Source organism: Pseudomonas sp. PvP027, assembly GCF_017833005.1.
Classification (GTDB): Bacteria; Pseudomonadota; Gammaproteobacteria; order Pseudomonadales; family Pseudomonadaceae; genus Aquipseudomonas; species Aquipseudomonas congelans.
The window spans coordinates 4137683-4158150 of sequence record NZ_JAFIBK010000001.1; the positions used below are offsets into that span (position 1 = coordinate 4137683).

Below are 20468 nucleotides of genomic sequence, written 5' to 3' on the forward strand. Positions count from 1 at the left end.
TCAGGATTCTTACTGATGTCTGCCGGTACATGTGCACGTTCAATGGTCTGTTTGAATCATTAGCCTGTTTCAAGGATAGAAATTTGCGGGACGTCGTAATCAATGGATGGATTGAACGCGACGACCTACCTTGGGGCTTCAATGCGCTATCTGCTGATCATTCTGGCTCTTTGGCTGCCGTTGCAGAGTCATGCCGTCGAGCTCGATGAAAACACTCGTTTTCTGCCGTTGGGCCGTGCCATTCAGGTATTCGAAGACCCGACCGGCGAGGCGACCATCGAAAGCGTCAGCGCTGCGGCTCACGCCGGTGCCTTTCAGCCCGTGCCTGCCGGGACCTTCAACGCCGGGTATTCGCGTTCCGCCTTCTGGCTGAAAGTCGAGCTGACCTATCGCCCGACCGATGCCAGCATCCATAACGACTGGCTGCTGGAACTGGCCTATCCGCCAATGGACCACATTGACTTCTACGGCCCGGATGCCGACGGGCAGCCCACTCGCGCCTGGCATACCGGCGATATGTTGCCGTTCTCCAGCCGTCAGTTCGCCCAGAACAACTACCTCTTCCAGTTGGACCTGCCGCCTGGCCAGACGCGAACCCTGTACATGCGTATTCGCAGCGAAGGCGCCGTTCAGGCACCGCTCTACCTCTGGTCCACCCATGCCTATCTGGATGCGCAGCCCTCCAAGGTTTACGTCTTCGGTCTGATCTACGGCGTGCTGCTGGGCATGCTGGTCTACAACCTGTTTATCTACCTCAGCGTTCGTGAGGTGGATTACCTGTATTACCTGCTGTACGTCGCCTCGTTCGGGCTTTACCAGATGTCGATCAACGGGGTTGCCATCGAATACCTGTGGCCCGACAGCCCCTGGTGGGCGAATGCGTCGACCCCCTTCCTGATATCGCTGGCGACGTTATTCGCGTGCCAGTTTTCGCGCAGCTTTCTGGGCACGGCACAACTGAGCCGCTGGCTGGACCGGCTGCTGCTGGCGGTCATCGGCGCTGCCGTACTGGTCATGGGCATGGCCTTGTTCCTCAGCTACGGGCCGGCCCTGCGCGGCGCGGCTCAGCTGGTCATGGCGGGCGCCGTGACGATCTACCTGGCGGGTATCGTTGCGGTCATCAAAGGTGAGCGGGTCGGGCGCTACTTTGTGCTCGCATGGTCAGTGTTCATGGTCAGCGGACTGATCTTCGGCTTGATGCTGCTCGGCTATCTGCCCAATACCTTCCTGACCATGTACGCCTCGCACATCGGCACGGTGCTGGAAATGGCGTTCCTGTCGATGGCGCTGGCCGACCGTATCAACCACGCCCGCAGGCAGCAGGCGCAAACCTTGCTGGCTGCCGGTCAGGATCTGGAGCGTCTCAACCAGCAACTGGCCAACAGTAATCGGCTGAAGGACGAGTTCCTCGCCACGCTCACTCATGAACTGCGCACGCCGATGAACGGGGTGATCGGATCGCTGGAGGTCATGCAGACGCTGGACATGGACGACGAAGTCGAGATGTATCAGCAAACCGCTGCCAGTTCGGCGCGCGACATGATGAGCATGATCAACGGCATCCTGACCCTCACTGAGTTGCAGGCCGGTGTGCTGTACGCCGACTGCGAGTCGTTTGCGCCCAAGGATCTGGCCGACAGGCTGGCGGAGCGCTTCAGCGGCGCGGCTCATGCCAAAGGCCTGATATTGACGCTCGATCTGGACGATAAACTGCCGCCGAGCCTTCGCGGCGACGCGAGCAAGCTCTACCAGTGCATCGAGTGTCTGGTGGACAACGCCATCAAGTTCACCCGAAAAGGCGCAGTGCAGGTGCGTTTCAGTGGTCATCCGCAGGACCTGGAGCGCCTGTACCTGCGGGTCGAAGTAATGGACAGCGGTATCGGCTTCAGCCGCCTGGACGAAGCCCGGCTTTATCAGCATTTCTTTCAGGTCGACGGCTCCATGACCCGCGAATACGGCGGGCTGGGCATCGGCCTGGCGATCTGCCGGAAACTGGTCGAGTTGCAGGGCGGCGAATTGAGTCATCGTTCCGAGCCAGGCAAGGGCAGCTGTTTTACGCTGAGCGTCCCGATGCTGATGGTCGTGCCGGGCGCAGTGCGCAGAGCGCCTGAACTCAAGGCTCAATGGGGTATATAAGCCGCCTTATAGCGTCATCAGCTGAAAGCTCCGACAGTTAGGCGGCTACGGCACTTTTGCGAGGGCCGGGGGCGTGATTCACTGTGTGCACGTTGCGTGTACTCAGGCAGGAGATGACTCATGAACCTGAATCAATTCGCCGAAACCCACGAAGTCACCAATCAACCGCCGCCGCTCGACGGGGCAAACCTCTACCGTATCGACGTGCCGCTTCAGGAGTGGAGCAGACGATTCGGTGCGGGCTGGGCGCAGCCGCGCATCGACGCCTATGGTGCGCTGGCAGGGGGGCCGCTGATGGCGGCCGGCTTTCTGGCCAATCAGCACAAGCCCGAGTTTGTCAGCCATGACCGCTACGGGCACCGCATCGATCTGGTCGAATTCCACCCGGCGTATCACCAGTTGATGAGCACGGCCATCGAGCACGGCATTCCATCTTTGCCATGGACCGATCCGCAGCCCGGTGCGCAGGTGGCACGCGCGGCCATGAGTTATCTGCATACCCAGGCAGAGCCAGGCAGCGGCTGTCCGCTGACCATGACCTTCGCTAGCGTTCCTGCGCTCAGGCTGCAGCCGGACCTGGCTGAAATCTGGCTGCCCAAGGTGCTGTCGACTGAGTACGATCCACGCAACGCAGGCATTGCACACAAGCGTGGCGCGACCATCGGCATGGCCATGACCGAGAAGCAGGGCGGCACCGACGTGCGTGCCAATACCACTCGTGCGTTCCCGGTGGGCGCAGGTGGTCCCGGCCAGGCCTACGAGCTGGTCGGGCACAAATGGTTCTGCTCGGCACCCATGTGCGATGCATTCCTGACCCTGGCGCAGACCGACAAGGGCCTCAGCTGTTTTCTGCTGCCGCGCCACCGGCCGGACGACACCCGTAACGAGTTCTACATTCAGCGCCTGAAAAACAAGCTCGGCAATTGGTCCAACGCATCCAGCGAGGTCGAGTTTCGCGGCGCGCTGGCATGGATGATCGGTGAGGAAGGGCGCGGCGTGCCGGCCATCATCGAAATGGTCGCCATGACCCGTTTCGACTGCATGATCGGCTCCAGTGCCCTGATGCGTCAGGCGCTGACTCAGGCTACCCACCATTGCGCGCACCGTGCGGTCAGTGGCCGGTTGCTGGCCGAACAGGCGTTGATGCAGAACGTGCTGGCTGACCTGGCGCTGGAAAGCGAGGCCGCGCTGGCCCTGACCCTTCGGATGGGGCGCGCGCTTGACCACCTGGATGATGATCACGAAAAGCGTTTTGTGCGTCTGGTCACGGCAGTGGGCAAGTACTGGATCTGCAAGCGCGCCCCGGCCATGATCAACGAAGCCGCCGAGTGCCTGGGCGGCGCCGGTTATGTCGAGGACAGCATTCTGCCCCGCTTGTACCGCGAGGCGCCGGTCAACTCGACATGGGAAGGCTCTGGCAACGTGCAATGCCTGGATGTGCTGCGAACCCTGTCCAAAGAGCCCGGCGCGCTTGATGCGCTGTTCGACGAATTGGGCGACGGGCATGGCGACCGGCATCTGGCGGCGCACATCGGCAAGCTCAAGGCCGCGTTTCAGGACACCGGCGACCTTCAGTACCGCGCCCGCCAACTGACCGAAGACATCGCCATCGCCTTGCAGGGCAAGTTGCTGCTGGAAGCGGGTAACGCGGCGGTCAGTGACGGCTTCATTGCTGGTCGGCTGGTGTCCGGCGGGCGGGTGTATGGCGCATTGCCCAGAGGCGTTGACGTCGAAACATTGCTGCAAAGGTCCTCGCCGCAGGTGGCATGAGCACGCGAACCCGTTACGATGCACGTCTGCAAGATCAGACAGGACATGAATCGTGACCCAAGCCTTTGTTGTTGTCGACACCGCCGAGCAGGCTGTAGAGCGGCTCGCCGAGCTGCATGAACGCGCCACCAGCGCGTTGAGTCAGGCGCTCAAGCGCTACCTGAAAGACCGCGTCGAACCCACTGCCGAAGAGCGAGCGCAATTCAGCTACCCGGAACTGCGCCTGGTCTACAAATGCCAGGGCGAAGTGCCGGTGACCACGCGCGCCTACGCCAAGGTGCAGCTGCCGGGCACTTACAGCGTCACCGTCACGCAGCCCAAAGCCTTCAAAAAGTACCTGCTCGAACAACTTGTCCCGCTGATGAACGATTTCACCGTGACGGTCGAAGTCGGCATGAGCGAGCAGAGCATTCCTTATCCTTACGTGGTCGAGCAGGGCGACGAACTGGCCGGCACCGGCGTCACCGCTGCGGCGCTGGCACGGGTGTTCCCGAGCACCGACCTGTCGGCTGCCACCGATGGTATTGCCGATGGTCTCTATGACTGGGCCAACGTCGACCCGCTGCCACTGGCGCTGTTCGACGCTGCGCGGGTGGATTTCTCGCTGCGCCGTCTGGTGCATTACACCGGCAGCGACTGGCGCCATGTGCAGCCGTGGATTCTACTGACCAACTACCATCGCTATGTCGACCAGTTCATTCTGCATGGCCTGGAAAAGCTCCGCGAAGACCCGCGTTTCGTGCGCATGGTCCTGCCGGGTAACGTGGTCGTCGACAAGAGCATGGGCCAGGACGAAGCTCAGGCCATCGTCGCCAGCGTGGTCTGGCACCGCTATCAGATGCCGGCCTACCACCTGATCGCCGAAGACGGTCACGGCGTGACGCTGGTCAACATCGGCGTCGGCCCGTCCAACGCCAAGAACATCACGGATCACCTCGCGGTGCTGCGTCCGCATTGCTGGCTGATGATCGGTCACTGCGGCGGCCTGCGTCAGTCGCAGACCATCGGCGATTACGTACTGGCCCATGCCTACATGCGTCGCGACGGTATTCTCGACCGTGTACTGCCGCCGCACATCCCGATTCCGGCCTTGGCCGAAGTGCAGCTGGCCTTGCAGGAGTCGGCTGCGCAGATTACCGGCGAGCGCGGCGAAGAGCTCAAAAAGCGCCTGCGCACCGGTACGGTATTGACCTATGACGACCGTAACTGGGAATTGCGTTGGGCTCAGGAACGTCCGCTGATCAACCTGTCGCGTGCCGTGGCGGTCGACATGGAAAGTGGCACCATCGCCGCTCAGGGTTATCGCCTGCGTGTGCCTTACGGCACGTTGCTGTGCGTATCCGACAAGCCGTTGCACAGCGAAATCAAGCTGCCGGGTTCGGCGAATGCGTTCTATGAGCGTGCGGTCAGCCAGCACTTGAAGATCGGCATCGCCGCGCTGGACCTGATGCGTACCCAACTGAACTCGTTGCACTCGCGCAAACTGCGCAGCTTCGACGAGCCGCCATTCCGTTGATGGCATGCCGTTAATAGATTGGTATTTGCACGAAGGGCCACTAAAGTGGCCCTTTCTGTTTTCCGATTGTCGAATTCTCATGTCCCGCACCCAACGCCCCGTTTCCCGCCGTCCTGCTTCCAAACCGGCAGGCGCTGCCCGGCGTGTCGCCAAGGCGCCACCGGCCGAGCCGAAGCTGATCCTGTTCAACAAGCCTTTCGACGTGCTGACCCAGTTCAGCGATGAGGAAGGGCGGGCCACGCTCAAGGACTTCATCAAGATCCCCGGCATCTATCCGGCCGGACGCCTGGATCGCGACAGCGAAGGTTTGCTGCTATTGACCAATGACGGCCAGTTGCAGGCGCGCATTGCCGATCCGAAACACAAACTGGCCAAGACCTACTGGGTGCAGGTCGAAGGCGAGCCGAGCGATGAGCAGTTGCAGCAGTTGCGCGACGGTGTCCAGCTCAACGACGGACCGACCTTGCCCGCCGAAGCGCGGCAGCTCGATGAACCGCAACTCTGGCCGCGCAACCCGCCCGTGCGCTTTCGCAAGAGTGTGCCGACAAGCTGGCTGGAACTGGTGATCAAGGAAGGGCGCAATCGGCAGGTGCGGCGCATGACCGCTGCCGTCGGCTTGCCGACTCTGCGGCTGGTGCGGGTCAGGATTGGCGACTGGACACTGGATGGCCTGGATCAGGGCCAGTACAGGGAAGTCGCCGCAAAACTGTAATGCCGGTGCTGGTTCAGTTGCGCAGGTGAGTCAGCGGCATTTCGGTGCTGGCCAGCACTTGATTGAGGACAAAGCTCGATTTGACGCTGGTCACGCCCTCGATCCGGGTCAGATGGCCCAGCAGCAGTTTCTGATAGTGATCCATGTCCGGCACCACCACTTTCAGCTGATAGTCCGCGTCCATGCCGGTCACCAGGCTGCATTCCAGTACCTGAGGCAGGTTGCGGATCTGCTGCTCAAAGTTCTCGAAACGCTCGGGCGTGTGCCGGTCCATGCCGATCAGCACGTAGGCGGTCAGGTTCAGCCCCAGTTTTTTGCGATCCAGCAGGGCAACCTGGCGCACGATGTAACCGTCGTCTTCCAGTTGCTTGACCCGACGCGAGCAAGGCGAAGGCGACAGACCAATGCGTTCGGCCAATTCCTGGTTGGATATCCGTGCGTCCCGTTGCAATTCAGCCAAAATGCTCAGGTCGTATCTGTCGAGCTTGCTCACGATGCACCCCATTATCAATTCAATTGCGCTGGATTATTCATCTGAAGTCAAAAATTGCGCAAGTAATGTTTTAATCCGCAATATTAGCAATCCTCTGCCTTAGCCTCAGGCCTATTCTTTTAAACAGAATCACTGCCCGGACACAGCGTCCAGCGCGACCCGCCGAATCAGGCCAGTCGCGGCCTCCCACCCGACAGGGTGTGTCAGGCCCCCGGGCTACATACTGTCCAGAAGACGGCATGAGGTGAGCCAGCGTCAAAAGCGTTGCGCCAGGACGAAGTATCTCAAGGGGGCCATCTGGTCCCCTTTTCTTTGTCTGCTGATAAAGTGCGCAGAACGGCGCTACGCTTAAACAGTCTTAATGACGTCAACCCGCGCTCTAGTGAGGAAAGCATGAAATCTGGCATCTGGCAGTTTGCGGGTGTAAGTCTGTTGTGTCTGAGCATCAGTGCTCAGGCACTGGCCGACGAACGTGATGATTCACCGCGCAATCAGCTTTACGGCAGCCCCGGCGAAAACGGGCAGCAGCGTCAGCAGCAACAACAGCGTGCTCAAGAGCAGAATAATCAGCAGCGCCAGATCCAACAGCAGCAAAACCAGCAGCGCCAGGTCGAGCGTGAGCAGCAACAGCAGATCTATCAGCAGCAGAACAACCAGCAACGTCAGATTCAGGAACAGCAGAATCAGCAGCGTCAGGTCGAGCGTCAGCAACAGCAGCAGATCCAGCAACAGCAGATTCAGCAGCGCAACGTCGAGCGCCAGCAGCAACAGCAGATCGAGCAGCAACAGCGCGATCAGCAGCGCCAGATTCAGCAGCAGCAAAACCAGCAGCGTCAGCAGTTGCGCCAGGCTCAGGACAACCTGCCGATCCAGAGCGGTCCGAAAGAGGCATGGCAAACCCAGCCACCGCGACAGGGCTATTACCAGGACATCCCACGGGGCAACAACCGCAACTGGCAGGCCGGTAACGGCCGTCCGAATGACCACTGGGAAGGACGTCCGGACGGGCGCGGCAATGGCTGGGGCCCCGGCCCGCAATATCGACCTGGCTACGCGATAGATCGCGTACCGGGCGGTTATTCGCGCATTCCTTACCGCGGCCAGGACTATTTCTATTCGCAAGGCTACTGGTATCGCCCGCAGGGCCCGCGTTATGTCGTGGTGACGCCGCCCTATGGCGTGCGCGTGCGCAGCCTGCCGTCGTATTCGAGAGAAGTGTGGATCGGCAGCAGCCTGCTGTTTCTGGCTGCCGGGACCTATTACGCCTACCAGCCGGACAGCCAGGACTATGTAGTGGTCAATCCGCCGCAGAACGAAGCCGTGTATCAGGCTCCGCCGGCTGAACAACAAGGTAATGGCTACGATCCGGTGGCCTACCCTGCCAACGGGCAGAGCCCGCAGCAGGTCGAGCTGGATAAATACCAGTGCTACCGCTGGGCTGCGGAGCAAAGCGGTTTCGACCCGGCGAATGTCACCGGTCAGCCACCGCCTGACGTGGTCGACCTGTATCGTCGCTCGATGGGCGCGTGTCTTGCCGGGCGAGGCTACAGCGTCAACTGACGCCGATCAGGCACTGGCCTGCTTGACGACTTCCTGAGGGTCGGCGTGTACCAGCACTTCGGCCTTCGGGAATTGCTTGTGAATGGCGTCAGCCACCTGATCACAAATGGTATGGGCGGCCGACAGCGTCAGGCTGCCCGGCAGCTCCAGGTGCAACTGTACAAACCAGTGATTGCCGGAGATTCGTGTACGCAGATCATGCGCCCCGAGCACGCCCGGCACGTCGCACGCCAGTGCCAGCATTTGCGTGCTGACATCGGCGGGCAATTCCGCATCCATCAGCACCGATATCGTTTCGCGGGCGATTTGAAAGGCGCTCCACAAGATATACAGCGCGATGCCCAGGCCAAAATACGCGTCCAGCTGCTGCCAGCCGAAATACGCCAGCGTCAGCGCCATCAGAATGCTGGCATTCAGCAGCAGGTCTGAGCGGTAGTGCAGCGAATCAGCGCGGATCGCTGCCGAGCCGGTCGCCTTGATCACCCGGTATTGCAGGGTGAGCAACGCGATCGTTAGCGCGATGGAAATCACCATCACGACCATGCCCAGCAGCGGCGCGCCCAGCGGCTCGGGGTTCTGAATGCGTTCGACCGCCTGGACGGCAATCAGCACACCACTGACGGTGATGAACAACGCCTGTGCCATGCCCGACAGCGCTTCCGCCTTGCCGTGGCCGTAGCGATGATCGTCATCGGCAGGCCGCAATGCGTAATGCACCGCCAGCAGATTGAGAAACGAGGCTGCGCCATCGAGCAGCGAGTCGGTGAGACCGGCCAGCAGGCTCACCGAGCCGCTCAGCCACCAGGCAACTCCCTTGGCCAGGATCAGCGTCGTGGCAACCGCCAGCGAGGCCCGCGTCGCTAGACGCAGCAGTCGGGAATGTTCGGCAGTGGTGCTCATGACGCTTCCTTGAACGGGATCGATATCAGGCGGCCGGGACCAGACCCAGTGCTGCCAGTTGCTCGACGCTGCCTTTGTGCTGGATCAGGCGTGGGTCGTTCAACGGCAGGGAACGGCCCAGCTCGGTTTCAATGATGGCTTGCAGCTTGGTGTTGTCGACGCTGCCGTCAGCCTTGAGCGCTTTTTGCAGCTTTTGCGGATCGATCTGCGCGTGCTCGCCGGGCCCGTAGTAGATCGCGCCGGTGGCGAAGTCCACGGCAAACGCAATCACGCCTGGAACGATATAGAACAGCAGCGCGAAAGCATCCAGCGCCGCAATGGCCGGGTCAACCTTGCCATCGATCTGACCACGACGATCAGGATAGAAAATACTGCCGCAGGCCGAAATCTGAGTCAGCAACGTGGCGACCAGAACGCCACCGATCAAGCGAGAAGGAATGCGCATGGAAAGCTCCTGAGATGAAGAGGGCAACTATACAAGGCAATGACTGCAAGGCTAAGACTATTGAGTGATGGCGTGGTTCGGCGCTCATGGAGTTAACCGAAATGGGACGTGCAGCGCCCCGAACTGCAGAATCGCAGGGGCGTGAGTTTGCTCATGAAGGGGCCGCAGCGGGCGCTGAAGATCTATCGACGCAGAGATCGGCTGACCGCTGGACGAAAACAGCTTCCGCGCCGATGCCCCTTACCGACCACGATTAACATCTGGTTTACTGTGCCGCACGATAATTACAAAAACTCAGGAGTCATGTATGCAACCGATTCGTCTCGGTCTGGTGGGCTACGGCAAGATTGCGCAGGATCAACACGTTCCGGCGATCCACGCCAACCCCGCATTTGAGCTGGTGGCCGTGGCTACGCAAGGCCAGCCGTGCGCCGGGGTAGAGAATTTCAAATCTCTGGGCGAACTGCTTGCGAGCGGGCTGCAGGTTGACGCGATTGCGTTCTGTACGCCCCCGCAAGGTCGGTTTGCACTGGTACAAGAGGCATTGGCGGCCGGCAAACACGTGCTGGTCGAGAAACCGCCGTGCGCGACGCTGGGTGAGGCGATGGCGTTGGTAGCGCAAGTGTCGGAGCAGGGCGTCAGCGGTCTGTTCGCCTGGCATTCGCGTTACGCGCAGGGTATCGAAGCGGCGCGCGAGTGGTTATCCACCCGCACCCTGCAGAGCGTTCAGATCGACTGGAAAGAAGACGTGCGCAAATGGCACCCCGGTCAGGCGTGGATCTGGCAGCCCGGTGGTCTTGGCGTGTTCGATCCGGGCATCAATGCCCTGTCGATCGTGACGCATCTGCTGCCACTGCCATTGTTCGTCGAGTCAGCCGAGCTGCGCGTGCCGAGCAATTGTCAGTCGCCTATCGCTGCGTCCATCAAGATGTCCGACATGCGCCATCTCGATATCCGCGCCGAGTTCGATTTCGATCATGGTCACGACGAACTGTGGAGCATCGAGATTCGCTGCGCCGAAGGCATTTTGCGCCTGGACAACGGTGGTGCGGTGTTGAGTATCGATGGCGTACGTCAGGCTGTTTCGGAGGAGGGCGAGTACGCAGCGGTGTATCGACACTTCCAACAGCTGATCGGCGATAAAGCCAGTGACCTGGACCTGCAGCCGTTGCGGCTGGTCGCGGACAGTTTTTTCGTGGGCAGCCGGGCATCCGTTGAACCGTTCTACGACTAACAGCCTCTCAGGTACAGGTGGGGGCAAACGCGCTGCGCGCCCCCGCATACGTCAGCCTGACAAGAGAGCAGAAATTGGACACAAAACAGCCTTGGCCTTCCAGTGAGCAGGAGTTGGTAGAAGTACGACGGTTCAATAAAACCCTCGCGCGTATGCCACGTTTCCAGATTCGCAATCGCGTCACGCCCCGGCTGATTCAGGCGCTGTTGCGTGCGGCGCAGATCGGCAGCGCCTTGAAACCGGGAAGGCATGACCTTCGCATCGAGAAAAGAACGGTCAGCTCGGATAACGTACCGGTGCCCGTGCGCATCATCCGACCCAAAGGCAAACCCAGGGGCGTGGTGTTCGATATCCACGGCGGCGGATGGGTGATCGGCAACGCCCAGATGAACGATGATCTCAACGTCGCCATGGTCAACGCCTGCGACGTGGCCATTGTTTCGGTCGATTATCGACTTGCTGTGACAACCCCCATCGAGGGCCTGATGGAGGATTGCTTTTCTGCCGCCTGCTGGCTGTTGGGGAAAGACTGCGAGGAGTTTGCCGGCCTGCCGGTTATCGTGGTCGGCGAATCCGCCGGCGGGCATCTTGCCGCAGCCACCCTCTTGAAATTGAAAAGCCGGCCCGATCTGCTCGAGCGGATAGTGGGCACGGTCCTGTACTACGGCGTCTACGACCTGACGGGGACCAACAGCGTACGTACCGCGGGGCCCGAGACGCTGGTGCTGGACGGTCCGGGCATGGTCGGCGCCATGCGCGTGCTCACCCCCGATCGAAGCGACGATAAACGCCGCGAGCCGCCACTGTCGCCGCTGTATGGCGATTTGACCGGTCTTCCGCCCGCGCTGATGTTCGTCGGAGAGATCGATCCGCTGCTGGATGACACCCTGCAAATGGCCGAGCGCTGGGCCAACTCGGCAGAAGTCGAAATGCACCTCATGCCCGAGTCACCGCACGGCTTCATCCACTTCCCGACCACGTTGGCGCGCAAGGCGCTGGCGCGCAGTCGTGAATGGATCAACGAGCGGATCGATGCGCAGGGTTGAGCTCGCCGCTCAACCTATCTCCGCAACCCACTTCGACACCGGATCGCCGCTGCTCAAGCCCGGCTGCACAAGACCGTCGATCATGAATGTCGGCGAGACGTGTATGCCGTTCTGGCGAGCGTATTTGGCGTGCCATTTCACGGCCTGCTCAAGCTCGGGATTAGCGAATGCCTTCGCCAGCTCTACGCCGCTGTAACGCTCGATGCGCGCAATGATGTCGTTGGGCGTCGCGTCCATGTTCGGGCCGGTGGCGTGATGTTCGAACTCGAATTCCTCACGATGCGACGCAACCGCCGTCATGACGGCCTTGGCGCTTTGCTTGCCGTCTTCAAGGGTCGCAGCCGCCAGAATGCAGCGCACGATGACACCCGAAAACATGTGCCAGGGCTGCGATTGCAGGCGAATTTTGACCGTGACCCTGTCTTCTCCGGCCTGAGCCAGCAGCTCATCGAGTTTGAAGAAGGCCTTCACCGAAAAGGGGCAGGTTGGCTCAAGGAAGACTTCGAACAGACGAGGCCCGTGGCCCCAGGAAAGTGCGTCTGAATGCATGTCGTGTTGCTCCCGTCGATGGTTATGCAGAAGGTGCGCCGCGCATAGTCACGAGAAGCATCTCCCGGACACCTCTCGTTCCTCACGCAGAGCACTGGCACGATAAGCAAGGCGCGCCGGGCTGATTACGCTGCGCCGCGCGCCACGAAAAGTATTTCCCGGACACCTATCGTTCCTCACGCTCCGCGTGGGAATGCAGTTCGTGACGCTCCGCGTCACACATTGCAGCGTTGACGCCTGAACTGCGGATCATGCGGGTTTGAGAGCCGGTTCGGTCATGAGTTCGATTTTCAGGCCAGCAACCCGGTAATCCAGCGGACCTGTTGCGCAACGTCCTGCAGCTTCTCTTCGCTCACGGCTTGCTGCGCGCGTTCGAAGTTGCGCAGTGTCTTGTGTTTCTTGCCCAGCAGACGCTGCCACTTGAGCAGAAACGCCGGGCTGCGCGCCTGCATCTGCAGCGGGCCGAAATACAGCTCCTCAGCCGTGTACTTAACGGGGCCTGTGCGTTCGGCAACGATGATTTCGTAGTCGAAACGGTTTTCCCGCAGCACCTCTTCGCTGACGATGCGGTAGTCATGCTCCATCAGCCAGAGACGCAACGGCTGCTCGCCGCCGTTGGGTTGCAGGATCAAGCGTTCCTGACCGCTCAGCCGCGCCTTGCCCGTTTCAAGGATGTCGCGAATCGTCTCGCCGCCCATGCCGCAGAGACTGATCGCCGTGATCGCGTCTTCTGCTTCGATCGCCGCCAGACCATCTGCCAGGCGCACGCTGACCTGATCCTCCAGATCGTTCTCGCGCACAGTACGCTCGGCTGCGCAGAACGGCGTCAACGCTACCTCACCAGCCACCGCCGTCGTAATCAAGTTACGGTTCAGTAGCGCCACCGGCAGATAGCCGTGATCCGAGCCGATATCAGCCAGCCGCGCACCGTATGGCACATGCGTCGCCACGCGCTCAAGGCGCATGGACAATCTCTGTTCGTTCAACGGCAACCCCTTTCACCCCAAGCGCCCGACAGCATGGCCGGGTCCGGGCGCGATTCTGTAGAGCAACGCGGCGCATTTCAACTTTCCGCGACAAAGCCCACGGCTCGACCCCCACCTGTCGCTCGCGTAGGCTTGGCGTTTTCCATCCTTTGCAAAGCAGAGAACCCATGGCAAACGCAGACATCACCTTCACCCCCGATCCAGATCCGGAGTCCATCTCCTCGGACGTCGCCGACTTCAACGGCGTGCTGGTCAGCACCCAGATCCCGACCCGCCCCGACGGCAGCCTGGAACTGGGCGGTATCACCGAGCAGAGCGAATGCACCCTGCGAGCCCTGAAAGACGCCCTCGAACGCGCCGGCAGCTCGATGGACCGGGTTATGCACCTGACCATCTACCTGACCGACATGGCCGATCGCGCTGCCTTCAACGAAGTGTACAAACGCTTCTTCAAAAAACCGTGGCCCGTGCGCGCAGCGGTGGGCGTAGCGGCGTTGGCGGTTGAGGGGATGCGGGTTGAAGTGACGGCGATGGCGGCGAGGGCGAGCTGATTGGCTGGGCGTGGCGATATTCATGCCGCATTTGACCCTCCATGCGCTCATATATGAAGTGCAGTTGGGTCAAGCGCGTGTAAGAAGGGTAAAAAATATCAATAAGCCACTATTGTTATGGCGCTGACTGCCGATACAGCCGTCATCGTTTTAATCATAGGGACTTGAGATATGTCGTTTCATACGCTTCGCACCTTGGCAGCCGTGACTTTGCTCGCCTGCCTGACACTCACCGGCTGCGCCCACGTTCAACCTCCTGTACCTCTCGATCAGCAATTCTGGAATGCCAAAGAACCGACTATCGGTGTGGCGATTACTGTAGTGCCACAACCTGTTCTGGCACTCACCGGCAATCAGGGACTTCTGGATCTGGCCATTAATACCGGCGTCAACAGCAAGCTCAGCGGCAATGTCGAGAAATGGCAGGTACGCGACCTCAATACCTTGCCCGATGTCATCGTCGCCAAACTGCAGGCCAAGGGCTACAAGGTCAAACGAATCAATGAGCCAGTGGACCTCAAGGTCTACAAGGAAGTGAGTTTCCGCGAAGGCTACACGGTTCGCGATTTCACACCGATCAAGGCGACTTATGGCGTCGATCGTCTGCTGCTGGTCAACGTCCAGGTAACCGGAGCCACGCGTAGTTATTACAGCGTAGTACCCACCAGCGTGCCTATGGCGCAGGTAGGCGGACAAGGCATGCTTGTCGATCTATCTGACAACAAGCTGCTGTGGTTCAAACCCTTTACCGTGGTACAGGCTGCTCAAGGCGAATGGGACGAGCCGACGTACGCCAATTTGACCAACGCGTTCTACCAGACCATGGACATGAGCCGTCAGCAAATGATCACCGCGTTCGAACAATGACGCGTCTGCTGATTACGATTACCGCCCATGTCCTGCTGATGCTGGCCGGTTGCGCGCAGAAGCCCGTTCCGCAGGCCGGTTTCAAGTCGCAGGACGCGGTTTCCTATGTCCAGGCCCATGGGGTCAAAGTGGACATGCAACTGCCGCAGGCATTCGTAGGTGCCAGCACTGTGGTCGACGCCGAAGCCGCGCAAAAGGCTGCATCGTCCAGCCATAATCTGATTGCGAGTTCGGGTAATACTGCCGGACTCGCCGGTCTGCTGGTTGCTAGCCTGATCAACACTCAGATGGGCAGCGGCAGCTTGCAACGGGATGCTGAAAAAGCCGCAGTCAGGGAGTCGCTACCACTGGCCAGCCTGCTTGCCGGTGTGCCTTTGCAGGAGCGTCTGCAACAGCGCTTCCAGCGAGCATCGCAGGCGGCTGGTATCAAACAGGGTATCGGGGATATCAGTGCGCGCCTGGTTATAGAGCCCAAGCTGATGCTCACACCCGATCGCGGCAGTTTCGTGCTGATCAATCAGGTACAGGTGCAGGATATTGCCGGTTCAGCGTTATATCGCATGCGCATCGAGGTCAGTAGTCAGCCCATTCGGCGCTGCGGCAAACAATGCATCGACGACGGCACTCTTGATCTGGCGCAAGTCACAGCAGTACTTGACGAGTGCATTGAAGAGTCGATGCGCGTGCTTGCCGCTGACCTGATGCTGCCTGCACCGCCAGAGGCAGCCCAAGAGACCTTGCGCTATGTACTGAACGGGCAACGCGTGGTCGAGCGTGGCTATCAATTGGCTAACACCGGGAATTATTGGCGTTATCGTGATCTGTACGGCGCGGTCAAGTCAGTACCCGTGCCCTTCGAGGACGCGTTGACGCAAGCGCAATTGCAAACGGTGTACGGGCGCTAGAAACTCATTCAGATATTCCCGGCAGCCCCTGACTGAATGCTGCCGGCTATTTGATGCGTTTTTATCCCCTTCATTGTTGCTCAGCACTGCAGGCTGGGTCTGTTAGCAATGCCATCTGCATAGGACTGTGTGCATCGCGGTACTGCTGGCGACCGCCGTTCTATCGAAAGACTCCCCCCTGATTCCCCAACACCACCCCGGTATACTCCCCCGCATCTCTCCGGGAGCCCCCATGACCTCTTTACCCATCGATGCCGTCCTGCCGGCCTTACGCCAGGCCTTGTCCGCACGCCATGAAGCCGTACTCGAAGCCCCTCCCGGCGCGGGCAAGACCACGCGCGTGCCGCTGGCGCTGCTTGAGGAAAACTGGCTGGCCGGGCAGACCATTCTGATGCTGGAACCTCGGCGCCTGGCTGCAAGAGCGGCTGCAGAGCGCCTGGCCAGTGAGCTGGGCGAGAAGGTCGGCGAGACGGTGGGCTATCGGATTCGTCTGGAAAGCCGGGTCGGCCCGAAGACGCGCATTGAAGTGGTCACCGAGGGGATTCTCACGCGTCGTTTGCAGGACGATCCGGCGCTGGAAGGTGTGGGGCTGCTGATTTTCGATGAGTTTCACGAACGCAGCCTGGATGCCGATCTGGCCCTGGCCCTGAGCCTCAATGGCCGGGAACTGTTTCGGGACGATCAGCCGCTTAAGATTCTGCTCATGTCGGCCACGCTGGAAGGCGAGCGGTTGGCGGCGTTGCTGGACGATGCGCCGGTAGTGCGAAGCGATGGGCGGATGTTTCCGGTGAGCATGCAGTGGGGGCGTACTTTTCAGCCCGGTGAGTTTGTCGAGCCGCGCGTTGTGCAGACGGTACTGGATGCGCTGGGCAGCGAGTCCGGCAGCCTGTTGGTGTTTCTGCCGGGGCAGGCCGAGATTCGCCGGGTCAACCAGCAACTGGCGGAAGCACTGGGCGAGCGCGGCGACATTCTGCTTTGTCCTCTGCATGGCGAGCTTGATCTGAATGCGCAACGCGCTGCTATCGAACCGGCTCCCAAGGGCACGCGCAAGGTGGTGCTGGCGACCAATATTGCGGAAACCAGTCTGACCATCGACGGCGTGCGTGTGGTGATCGATGCCGGGTTGGCGCGGGTGCCACGTTTCGATCCGGGCAGCGGCATGACGCGTCTGGAAACACAGCGTATCTCCCGTGCCAGCGCCACCCAGCGTGCCGGACGGGCAGGGCGGCTGGAGCCGGGCGTGTGTTACCGGCTATGGTCCGAAGCGCAGCACGATCAACTGGCCGCCTATGGGGCGGCAGAAATTCTTCAGGCGGACCTCGCCGGGCTCGCGTTGCAACTGGCCCGCTGGGGCGTCACGCCCGCGCAACTGGTCTGGCTCGACGTGCCGCCAGCTGCGGCTTATGCACAGGCGCAGGATTTGTTGGTGCGTCTGGAGGCGTTGAACAATCAGCCGGGTCAGCCGCCAGTCCTGACGCCTCATGGTCAGGCGATGGCTGAGCTGCCTGCTCATCCGCGCATCGCCCATCTGCTGCTGCGCGGCCATGCGCTAGGGCTGGGCGAACTGGCGTGTGACGTGGCGGCCTTGCTGGGCGAGCGCGATATCTTGCGCGGCGCTGGCGCGGACTTGCACAGTCGCCTGACCCTGCTGGCCGGTACCGAACGCGCGGCGCGTGGCGCACAAGGCGGTGTACAGCGGGCCAGGCAACTGTCGCGGCAGTATCGCGGGTATCTGCGCGGCGCAGCGAACAGCCCTGTCAGCGATCCGGACCACTCACGCTGGCTGGGCGCCTTGCTGGCGCTGGCCTACCCGGATCGCGTCGCACAGCAACGCCGAGCGGGCGGAGCCGAATACCGACTGGCCAACGGCCGCGCGGCACTGTTCGCCGAGACTGATGCGCTGATGAAACAGCCTTGGTTGGTCATCGCTGATCTTGGCAGTCGTCAGGGCCAGCGCGAAGAACGCATCTACCTCGCTGCCGAATTCGATCCGGCACTTTTTGATTCGGTGTTGGCCGAGCAGGTCAGCACCGTGGACCAGATCGACTGGGACGAACGCGAAGGTGTATTCCGTGCCGAGCGACAGCGCAAAGTCGGTGAACTGATCATCAGTCGCGAACCACTGACCGGCCTCGACGAGGCAACCCGCAGCCATGCGCTGCTGGCGCTGGTGCGTCGCAAAGGCCTGGAACTGCTGCCCTGGACGCCGGAACTGCGTCAGTGGCAGGCGCGTGTTGCACTGTTGCGCAGCCTGGATATCGAGAAAAATTCAGCGAGCGAGTGGCCTGATCTGAGTGACGCGCAACTGCTGGCGACACTGGAAAACTGGCTGATGCCCTACCTGGGCAAAGTCACTCGGCTCAGCCATTTCAGCCAGCTCGACCTGTCCTCCATCCTGCGCAACCTCCTGCCATGGCCATTGCCACAACAGTTGGAAGCGCAGGCACCCCAGACTCTGCAAGTGCCGTCAGGCTCGAACATCCGTATCGACTACAGCGAACATCCGCCGATTCTGTCAGTGCGGCTGCAGGAATTGTTTGGGCTGTCCGACACACCACGTATCGCCAATGGGCGGCAGGTGCTGAAACTGCACTTGCTGTCCCCGGCACGCCGTCCAGTACAGGTGACGCAGGATCTGGCCAACTTCTGGCGATCTACCTACATAGATGTGAAGAAGGACTTGAAGGGGCGCTATCCCAAGCATTACTGGCCGGATGATCCGTTGGTGGCGGAGGCGACGGCGCGGGTGAAACCGAGGGGGACATGAGGTCGCTCAGCATTCAACGAGCTGTTGTTTAGTTAAGACGAGAACGATCAATGTGAGAGGGGCGCACTCTCGCCGTTCAACGTACCCGAGTTGGAACACCTGATCGGATGTTGGATATCCAGACAGCCAGAGAACGCCAGGGCGCAACGCCCTGGCAGGCAGCAGATGTCACTTTTTCTTTTTAGCTGGCTTTTCAGCCTTTTCAGCCTTGTCTGATTTCTTGGCCTTTTCTGGCTTGCTATCAGCTTTTTTGGCAGCTTTCTTTGGCTCGGCGTCTTTTTTCTTGTCTTTCTTTTCGGAAGACTTGGAAAGCGTCGAGGCCGCTTCAGATTTCTTGGCCGGTGATGACTTCTTGTCTTTCAGGTCCTTGCTGGCTTTCGAGGCTTCGCCTTTACTTTTCTTGTCGTCTTTAGCCATGTTGATCACCCTTTGGTGTATGCCGGTATTGGCACGTCGCCCATGGAAGTATCCACAGGCTAATCATTAGGCGAGTGCGCTCAGAAACGGTTCAAACTGTTTTGACCCTGTCGGCCGCTGAAAGACGACATTCAGATGCTCGGCGACTCGCCAGCTTACCGAGGGCTGCCATCCCCGCTGTGTTCAGGTATTTTCAATCACGCAAACGCTCAGGGATTGATCGCGGAAAATTGCCGAGTATCCGGGGAACCAAGGAAAGACATTGAACACTGCCAGATTTGTTTTCAAATCCATTATCACGCGCTGGATGAAAAACATCTTTTCACGGGATGAAAACCGTAAAAGCGAGCTCGAACCCGAGTGGACATCCCAAGGCCCGGGTTCAATCCTCATGGAGCGGTATCACCACATCGACGCCAGCGAGCAGGATAAGGACGGCCTCTACGACTATTACTATGAGTACGATATGTACTACTTCACGGAAGGCACCTTGTCCCTCGTCGCGCGCTGTTACACGGATGATGCTGATGAAGCGAACTTTATGGGCATCGAGTTTGACGGATATGACCGCGCGCTTGAGTCTGACGATCGGTCTCTCCCGTTGGTGAGCGCAGCCCTGGCCCAGTTGAAAGCGGATGGAAAGACGAAATTCTTCACGTTCACCGGAAAGGGTTACGAGCCCATATTTGCGTACACTGAGCATGAAGGCGACACCCTGCGCAGAGAGCGCATCGAAGTGATCGCGCTGTCCCCCAGTGCTCGCTATCGTGTCCAGGCGACGCCTTACGAGGCACTTGCCACGCACTGGATTTATCCACCCGAGATAATCGACATCAGGCGCGACATCCGCGTGTTTGCTTTCGAAGACAACGGCTGGTCAGCCGATCAGGCACGCTGGCTGGACTGCTCTTGTGTCGAGCTGACCCTGCGCAAATATCCCGGACGACTCACTGGTGCTGGAATAACGGTGATTATCGATTGCGCTCGTGGCACGGCGGTTTACGGCAATGGCATCGAGATCAAGACGCCTGCGCTTGAGCGGGCGCTTGATGCGATGTTGAGCGGTGCGGGCTGACGTAGCGGGGGATACGCTTCAATTATCAGGTGCGTGCGACGGCGCAGGCCCGTATCTAAAAACTGATCTCATGAGCGCCCTGTCTTTTTTCAGGGCGCGCACAAGGACGCACCTGTTGCTTTACTTACAGTCTTCGCGTGAAAGCGTGATTGATGTAATGAACTCGCCTGTCGAGCTGGAGTACGAATAAGTGATTTTGTTACCCAGCTCCAGCACCAATAGATAGGCTGTCTGCTTACACAAGCTGCCTTGGATTTGCTGAGTCAGATAGCTGTCGTAGTAGACTTTTTCGCCAGGCCTTCCGTTGTAACCATTGATCGTGAGGTTGTAGAGGACGGTGTGATCAGCATAGGCAATCGTGTCAATTCGGGTCATCAGGTCCAGCATGATGGGAAGCTGTTTCTTTTGCTGATCGATTACCGCCGCCAGTGCTTCGTTTCCATCTTTAGCCCAGAGGGGAGTCATGAAGCAAAGTGCTGCAGCGCCCCCCAGAATAGTTTTAGCAACGTTAAGTTTTTTCAATTCAATATCCTTATTTT

19 protein-coding genes are annotated in these 20468 nt (G+C 60.0%); 12 read left to right on the plus strand and 7 right to left on the minus strand.

Annotated features, from left to right (window positions below; translation table 11 throughout):
- The first annotated feature begins 141 nt into the window (after nucleotides 1-141).
- From JOE33_RS17860 to JOE33_RS17875, 4 genes are all read left to right on the plus strand, one after another.
- Nucleotides 142-2136, plus strand: a complete 1995-nt coding sequence (locus tag JOE33_RS17860; RefSeq protein ID WP_054993691.1) for a 7TM diverse intracellular signaling domain-containing protein — start codon at nucleotides 142-144, stop codon at nucleotides 2134-2136.
- A gap of 120 nt (nucleotides 2137-2256) precedes the next feature.
- The gene (locus JOE33_RS17865) at nucleotides 2257-3906 is read left to right on the plus strand and encodes an acyl-CoA dehydrogenase family protein (RefSeq protein ID WP_054993692.1); all 1650 of its coding nucleotides are present in this window, start codon (nucleotides 2257-2259) and stop codon (nucleotides 3904-3906) included.
- Nucleotides 3907-3958: 52 nt separating this feature from the next.
- The gene (gene amn, locus JOE33_RS17870; RefSeq protein WP_010427210.1) at nucleotides 3959-5422 is read left to right on the plus strand and encodes an AMP nucleosidase; all 1464 of its coding nucleotides are present in this window, start codon (nucleotides 3959-3961) and stop codon (nucleotides 5420-5422) included.
- 79 nt (nucleotides 5423-5501) lie between these two features.
- Nucleotides 5502-6134 carry a pseudouridine synthase gene (locus JOE33_RS17875; RefSeq protein WP_010427208.1) on the plus strand — a complete coding sequence of 211 codons (633 nt, stop codon included), beginning with the start codon at nucleotides 5502-5504 and terminating at the stop codon, nucleotides 6132-6134.
- 13 nt (nucleotides 6135-6147) lie between these two features.
- On the opposite strand, the gene JOE33_RS17880 is transcribed toward JOE33_RS17875, so the two are convergent.
- Nucleotides 6148-6639 carry an Lrp/AsnC family transcriptional regulator gene (locus JOE33_RS17880; protein ID WP_003419292.1) on the minus strand — a complete coding sequence of 164 codons (492 nt, stop codon included), beginning with the start codon at nucleotides 6637-6639 and terminating at the stop codon, nucleotides 6148-6150.
- A gap of 381 nt (nucleotides 6640-7020) precedes the next feature.
- Here JOE33_RS17880 and JOE33_RS25845 point away from each other — a divergent pair, with 381 nt between their 5' ends.
- A complete protein-coding gene (locus tag JOE33_RS25845; RefSeq protein ID WP_074595001.1) occupies nucleotides 7021-8187 on the plus strand; it encodes a DUF6515 family protein in 1167 nt (388 codons plus the stop codon).
- Between the two features lie 6 nt (nucleotides 8188-8193).
- On the opposite strand, the gene JOE33_RS17895 is transcribed toward JOE33_RS25845, so the two are convergent.
- Nucleotides 8194-9087 (minus strand): cation diffusion facilitator family transporter, encoded by an 894-nt coding sequence (locus JOE33_RS17895; protein ID WP_187624906.1) that lies wholly within the window; start codon nucleotides 9085-9087, stop codon nucleotides 8194-8196.
- A 25-nt stretch (nucleotides 9088-9112) separates the two neighbouring features.
- Nucleotides 9113-9532 carry a hypothetical protein gene (locus JOE33_RS17900; protein ID WP_003340868.1) on the minus strand — a complete coding sequence of 140 codons (420 nt, stop codon included), beginning with the start codon at nucleotides 9530-9532 and terminating at the stop codon, nucleotides 9113-9115.
- 307 nt (nucleotides 9533-9839) lie between these two features.
- Between JOE33_RS17900 and JOE33_RS17905 the strand changes: the two genes are divergently transcribed.
- Nucleotides 9840-10766, plus strand: a complete 927-nt coding sequence (locus JOE33_RS17905; protein WP_122530059.1) for a Gfo/Idh/MocA family oxidoreductase — start codon at nucleotides 9840-9842, stop codon at nucleotides 10764-10766.
- Between the two features lie 74 nt (nucleotides 10767-10840).
- Nucleotides 10841-11812, plus strand: coding sequence for an alpha/beta hydrolase (locus tag JOE33_RS17910; protein ID WP_187624907.1), 972 nt, complete (start codon nucleotides 10841-10843; stop codon nucleotides 11810-11812).
- A 9-nt stretch (nucleotides 11813-11821) separates the two neighbouring features.
- Here the strand turns inward: JOE33_RS17910 and JOE33_RS17915 are convergent, their stop codons facing one another.
- The gene (locus JOE33_RS17915; RefSeq protein WP_010427198.1) at nucleotides 11822-12361 is read right to left on the minus strand and encodes a thioredoxin domain-containing protein; all 540 of its coding nucleotides are present in this window, start codon (nucleotides 12359-12361) and stop codon (nucleotides 11822-11824) included.
- Nucleotides 12362-12651: 290 nt separating this feature from the next.
- On the minus strand, nucleotides 12652-13347 hold the full coding sequence (locus tag JOE33_RS17920) for a tRNA (adenine(22)-N(1))-methyltransferase TrmK (RefSeq protein ID WP_280922022.1): 696 nt from the start codon (nucleotides 13345-13347) through the stop codon (nucleotides 12652-12654).
- Nucleotides 13348-13514: 167 nt separating this feature from the next.
- On the opposite strand from JOE33_RS17920, the gene JOE33_RS17925 reads away from it, so the two are divergent.
- From JOE33_RS17925 to hrpB, 4 genes are all read left to right on the plus strand, one after another.
- Complete coding sequence (locus JOE33_RS17925; protein WP_054993139.1) at nucleotides 13515-13898, plus strand: RidA family protein; 384 nt, start codon at nucleotides 13515-13517, stop codon at nucleotides 13896-13898.
- A gap of 171 nt (nucleotides 13899-14069) precedes the next feature.
- On the plus strand, nucleotides 14070-14765 hold the full coding sequence (locus JOE33_RS17930; protein ID WP_010426641.1) for a hypothetical protein: 696 nt from the start codon (nucleotides 14070-14072) through the stop codon (nucleotides 14763-14765).
- Nucleotides 14762-15670, plus strand: coding sequence for a hypothetical protein (locus tag JOE33_RS17935; RefSeq protein ID WP_010426643.1), 909 nt, complete (start codon nucleotides 14762-14764; stop codon nucleotides 15668-15670). The genes JOE33_RS17930 and JOE33_RS17935 overlap by 4 nt, the downstream gene beginning before the upstream one ends.
- A gap of 232 nt (nucleotides 15671-15902) precedes the next feature.
- A complete protein-coding gene (gene hrpB / locus JOE33_RS17940) occupies nucleotides 15903-18437 on the plus strand; it encodes an ATP-dependent helicase HrpB (RefSeq protein WP_187624909.1) in 2535 nt (844 codons plus the stop codon).
- A 168-nt stretch (nucleotides 18438-18605) separates the two neighbouring features.
- Here hrpB and JOE33_RS17945 read toward each other — a convergent pair whose 3' ends face one another.
- Nucleotides 18606-18863, minus strand: coding sequence for a hypothetical protein (locus JOE33_RS17945; RefSeq protein WP_025990760.1), 258 nt, complete (start codon nucleotides 18861-18863; stop codon nucleotides 18606-18608).
- Nucleotides 18864-19161: 298 nt separating this feature from the next.
- Between JOE33_RS17945 and JOE33_RS17950 the strand changes: the two genes are divergently transcribed.
- Nucleotides 19162-19929 carry a hypothetical protein gene (locus tag JOE33_RS17950; RefSeq protein ID WP_187624964.1) on the plus strand — a complete coding sequence of 256 codons (768 nt, stop codon included), beginning with the start codon at nucleotides 19162-19164 and terminating at the stop codon, nucleotides 19927-19929.
- Nucleotides 19930-20049: 120 nt separating this feature from the next.
- On the opposite strand, the gene JOE33_RS17955 is transcribed toward JOE33_RS17950, so the two are convergent.
- Nucleotides 20050-20451 carry a hypothetical protein gene (locus tag JOE33_RS17955; RefSeq protein ID WP_032615542.1) on the minus strand — a complete coding sequence of 134 codons (402 nt, stop codon included), beginning with the start codon at nucleotides 20449-20451 and terminating at the stop codon, nucleotides 20050-20052.
- Between the last annotated feature and the right edge of the window lie 17 nt (nucleotides 20452-20468).

Bases quoted from the DNA above. Each gene is read 5' to 3' on its own strand.
- JOE33_RS25845 (WP_074595001.1), top strand. From the start codon at position 7,021: ATGAAATCTGGCATCTGGCAGTTTGCGGGTGTAAGTCTGTTGTGTCTG.
- hrpB (WP_187624909.1), top strand. From the start codon at position 15,903: ATGACCTCTTTACCCATCGATGCCGTCCTGCCGGCCTTACGCCAGGCC.
- JOE33_RS17905 (WP_122530059.1), top strand. From the start codon at position 9,840: ATGCAACCGATTCGTCTCGGTCTGGTGGGCTACGGCAAGATTGCGCAG.
- JOE33_RS17895 (WP_187624906.1), bottom strand. From the start codon at position 9,087: ATGAGCACCACTGCCGAACATTCCCGACTGCTGCGTCTAGCGACGCGG.
- JOE33_RS17930 (WP_010426641.1), top strand. From the start codon at position 14,070: ATGTCGTTTCATACGCTTCGCACCTTGGCAGCCGTGACTTTGCTCGCC.
- JOE33_RS17915 (WP_010427198.1), bottom strand. From the start codon at position 12,361: ATGCATTCAGACGCACTTTCCTGGGGCCACGGGCCTCGTCTGTTCGAA.
- JOE33_RS17925 (WP_054993139.1), top strand. From the start codon at position 13,515: ATGGCAAACGCAGACATCACCTTCACCCCCGATCCAGATCCGGAGTCC.
- JOE33_RS17935 (WP_010426643.1), top strand. From the start codon at position 14,762: ATGACGCGTCTGCTGATTACGATTACCGCCCATGTCCTGCTGATGCTG.
- JOE33_RS17875 (WP_010427208.1), top strand. From the start codon at position 5,502: ATGTCCCGCACCCAACGCCCCGTTTCCCGCCGTCCTGCTTCCAAACCG.
- JOE33_RS17865 (WP_054993692.1), top strand. From the start codon at position 2,257: ATGAACCTGAATCAATTCGCCGAAACCCACGAAGTCACCAATCAACCG.
- JOE33_RS17950 (WP_187624964.1), top strand. From the start codon at position 19,162: ATGAAAAACATCTTTTCACGGGATGAAAACCGTAAAAGCGAGCTCGAA.
- JOE33_RS17900 (WP_003340868.1), bottom strand. From the start codon at position 9,532: ATGCGCATTCCTTCTCGCTTGATCGGTGGCGTTCTGGTCGCCACGTTG.
- JOE33_RS17860 (WP_054993691.1), top strand. From the start codon at position 142: ATGCGCTATCTGCTGATCATTCTGGCTCTTTGGCTGCCGTTGCAGAGT.
- JOE33_RS17880 (WP_003419292.1), bottom strand. From the start codon at position 6,639: ATGGGGTGCATCGTGAGCAAGCTCGACAGATACGACCTGAGCATTTTG.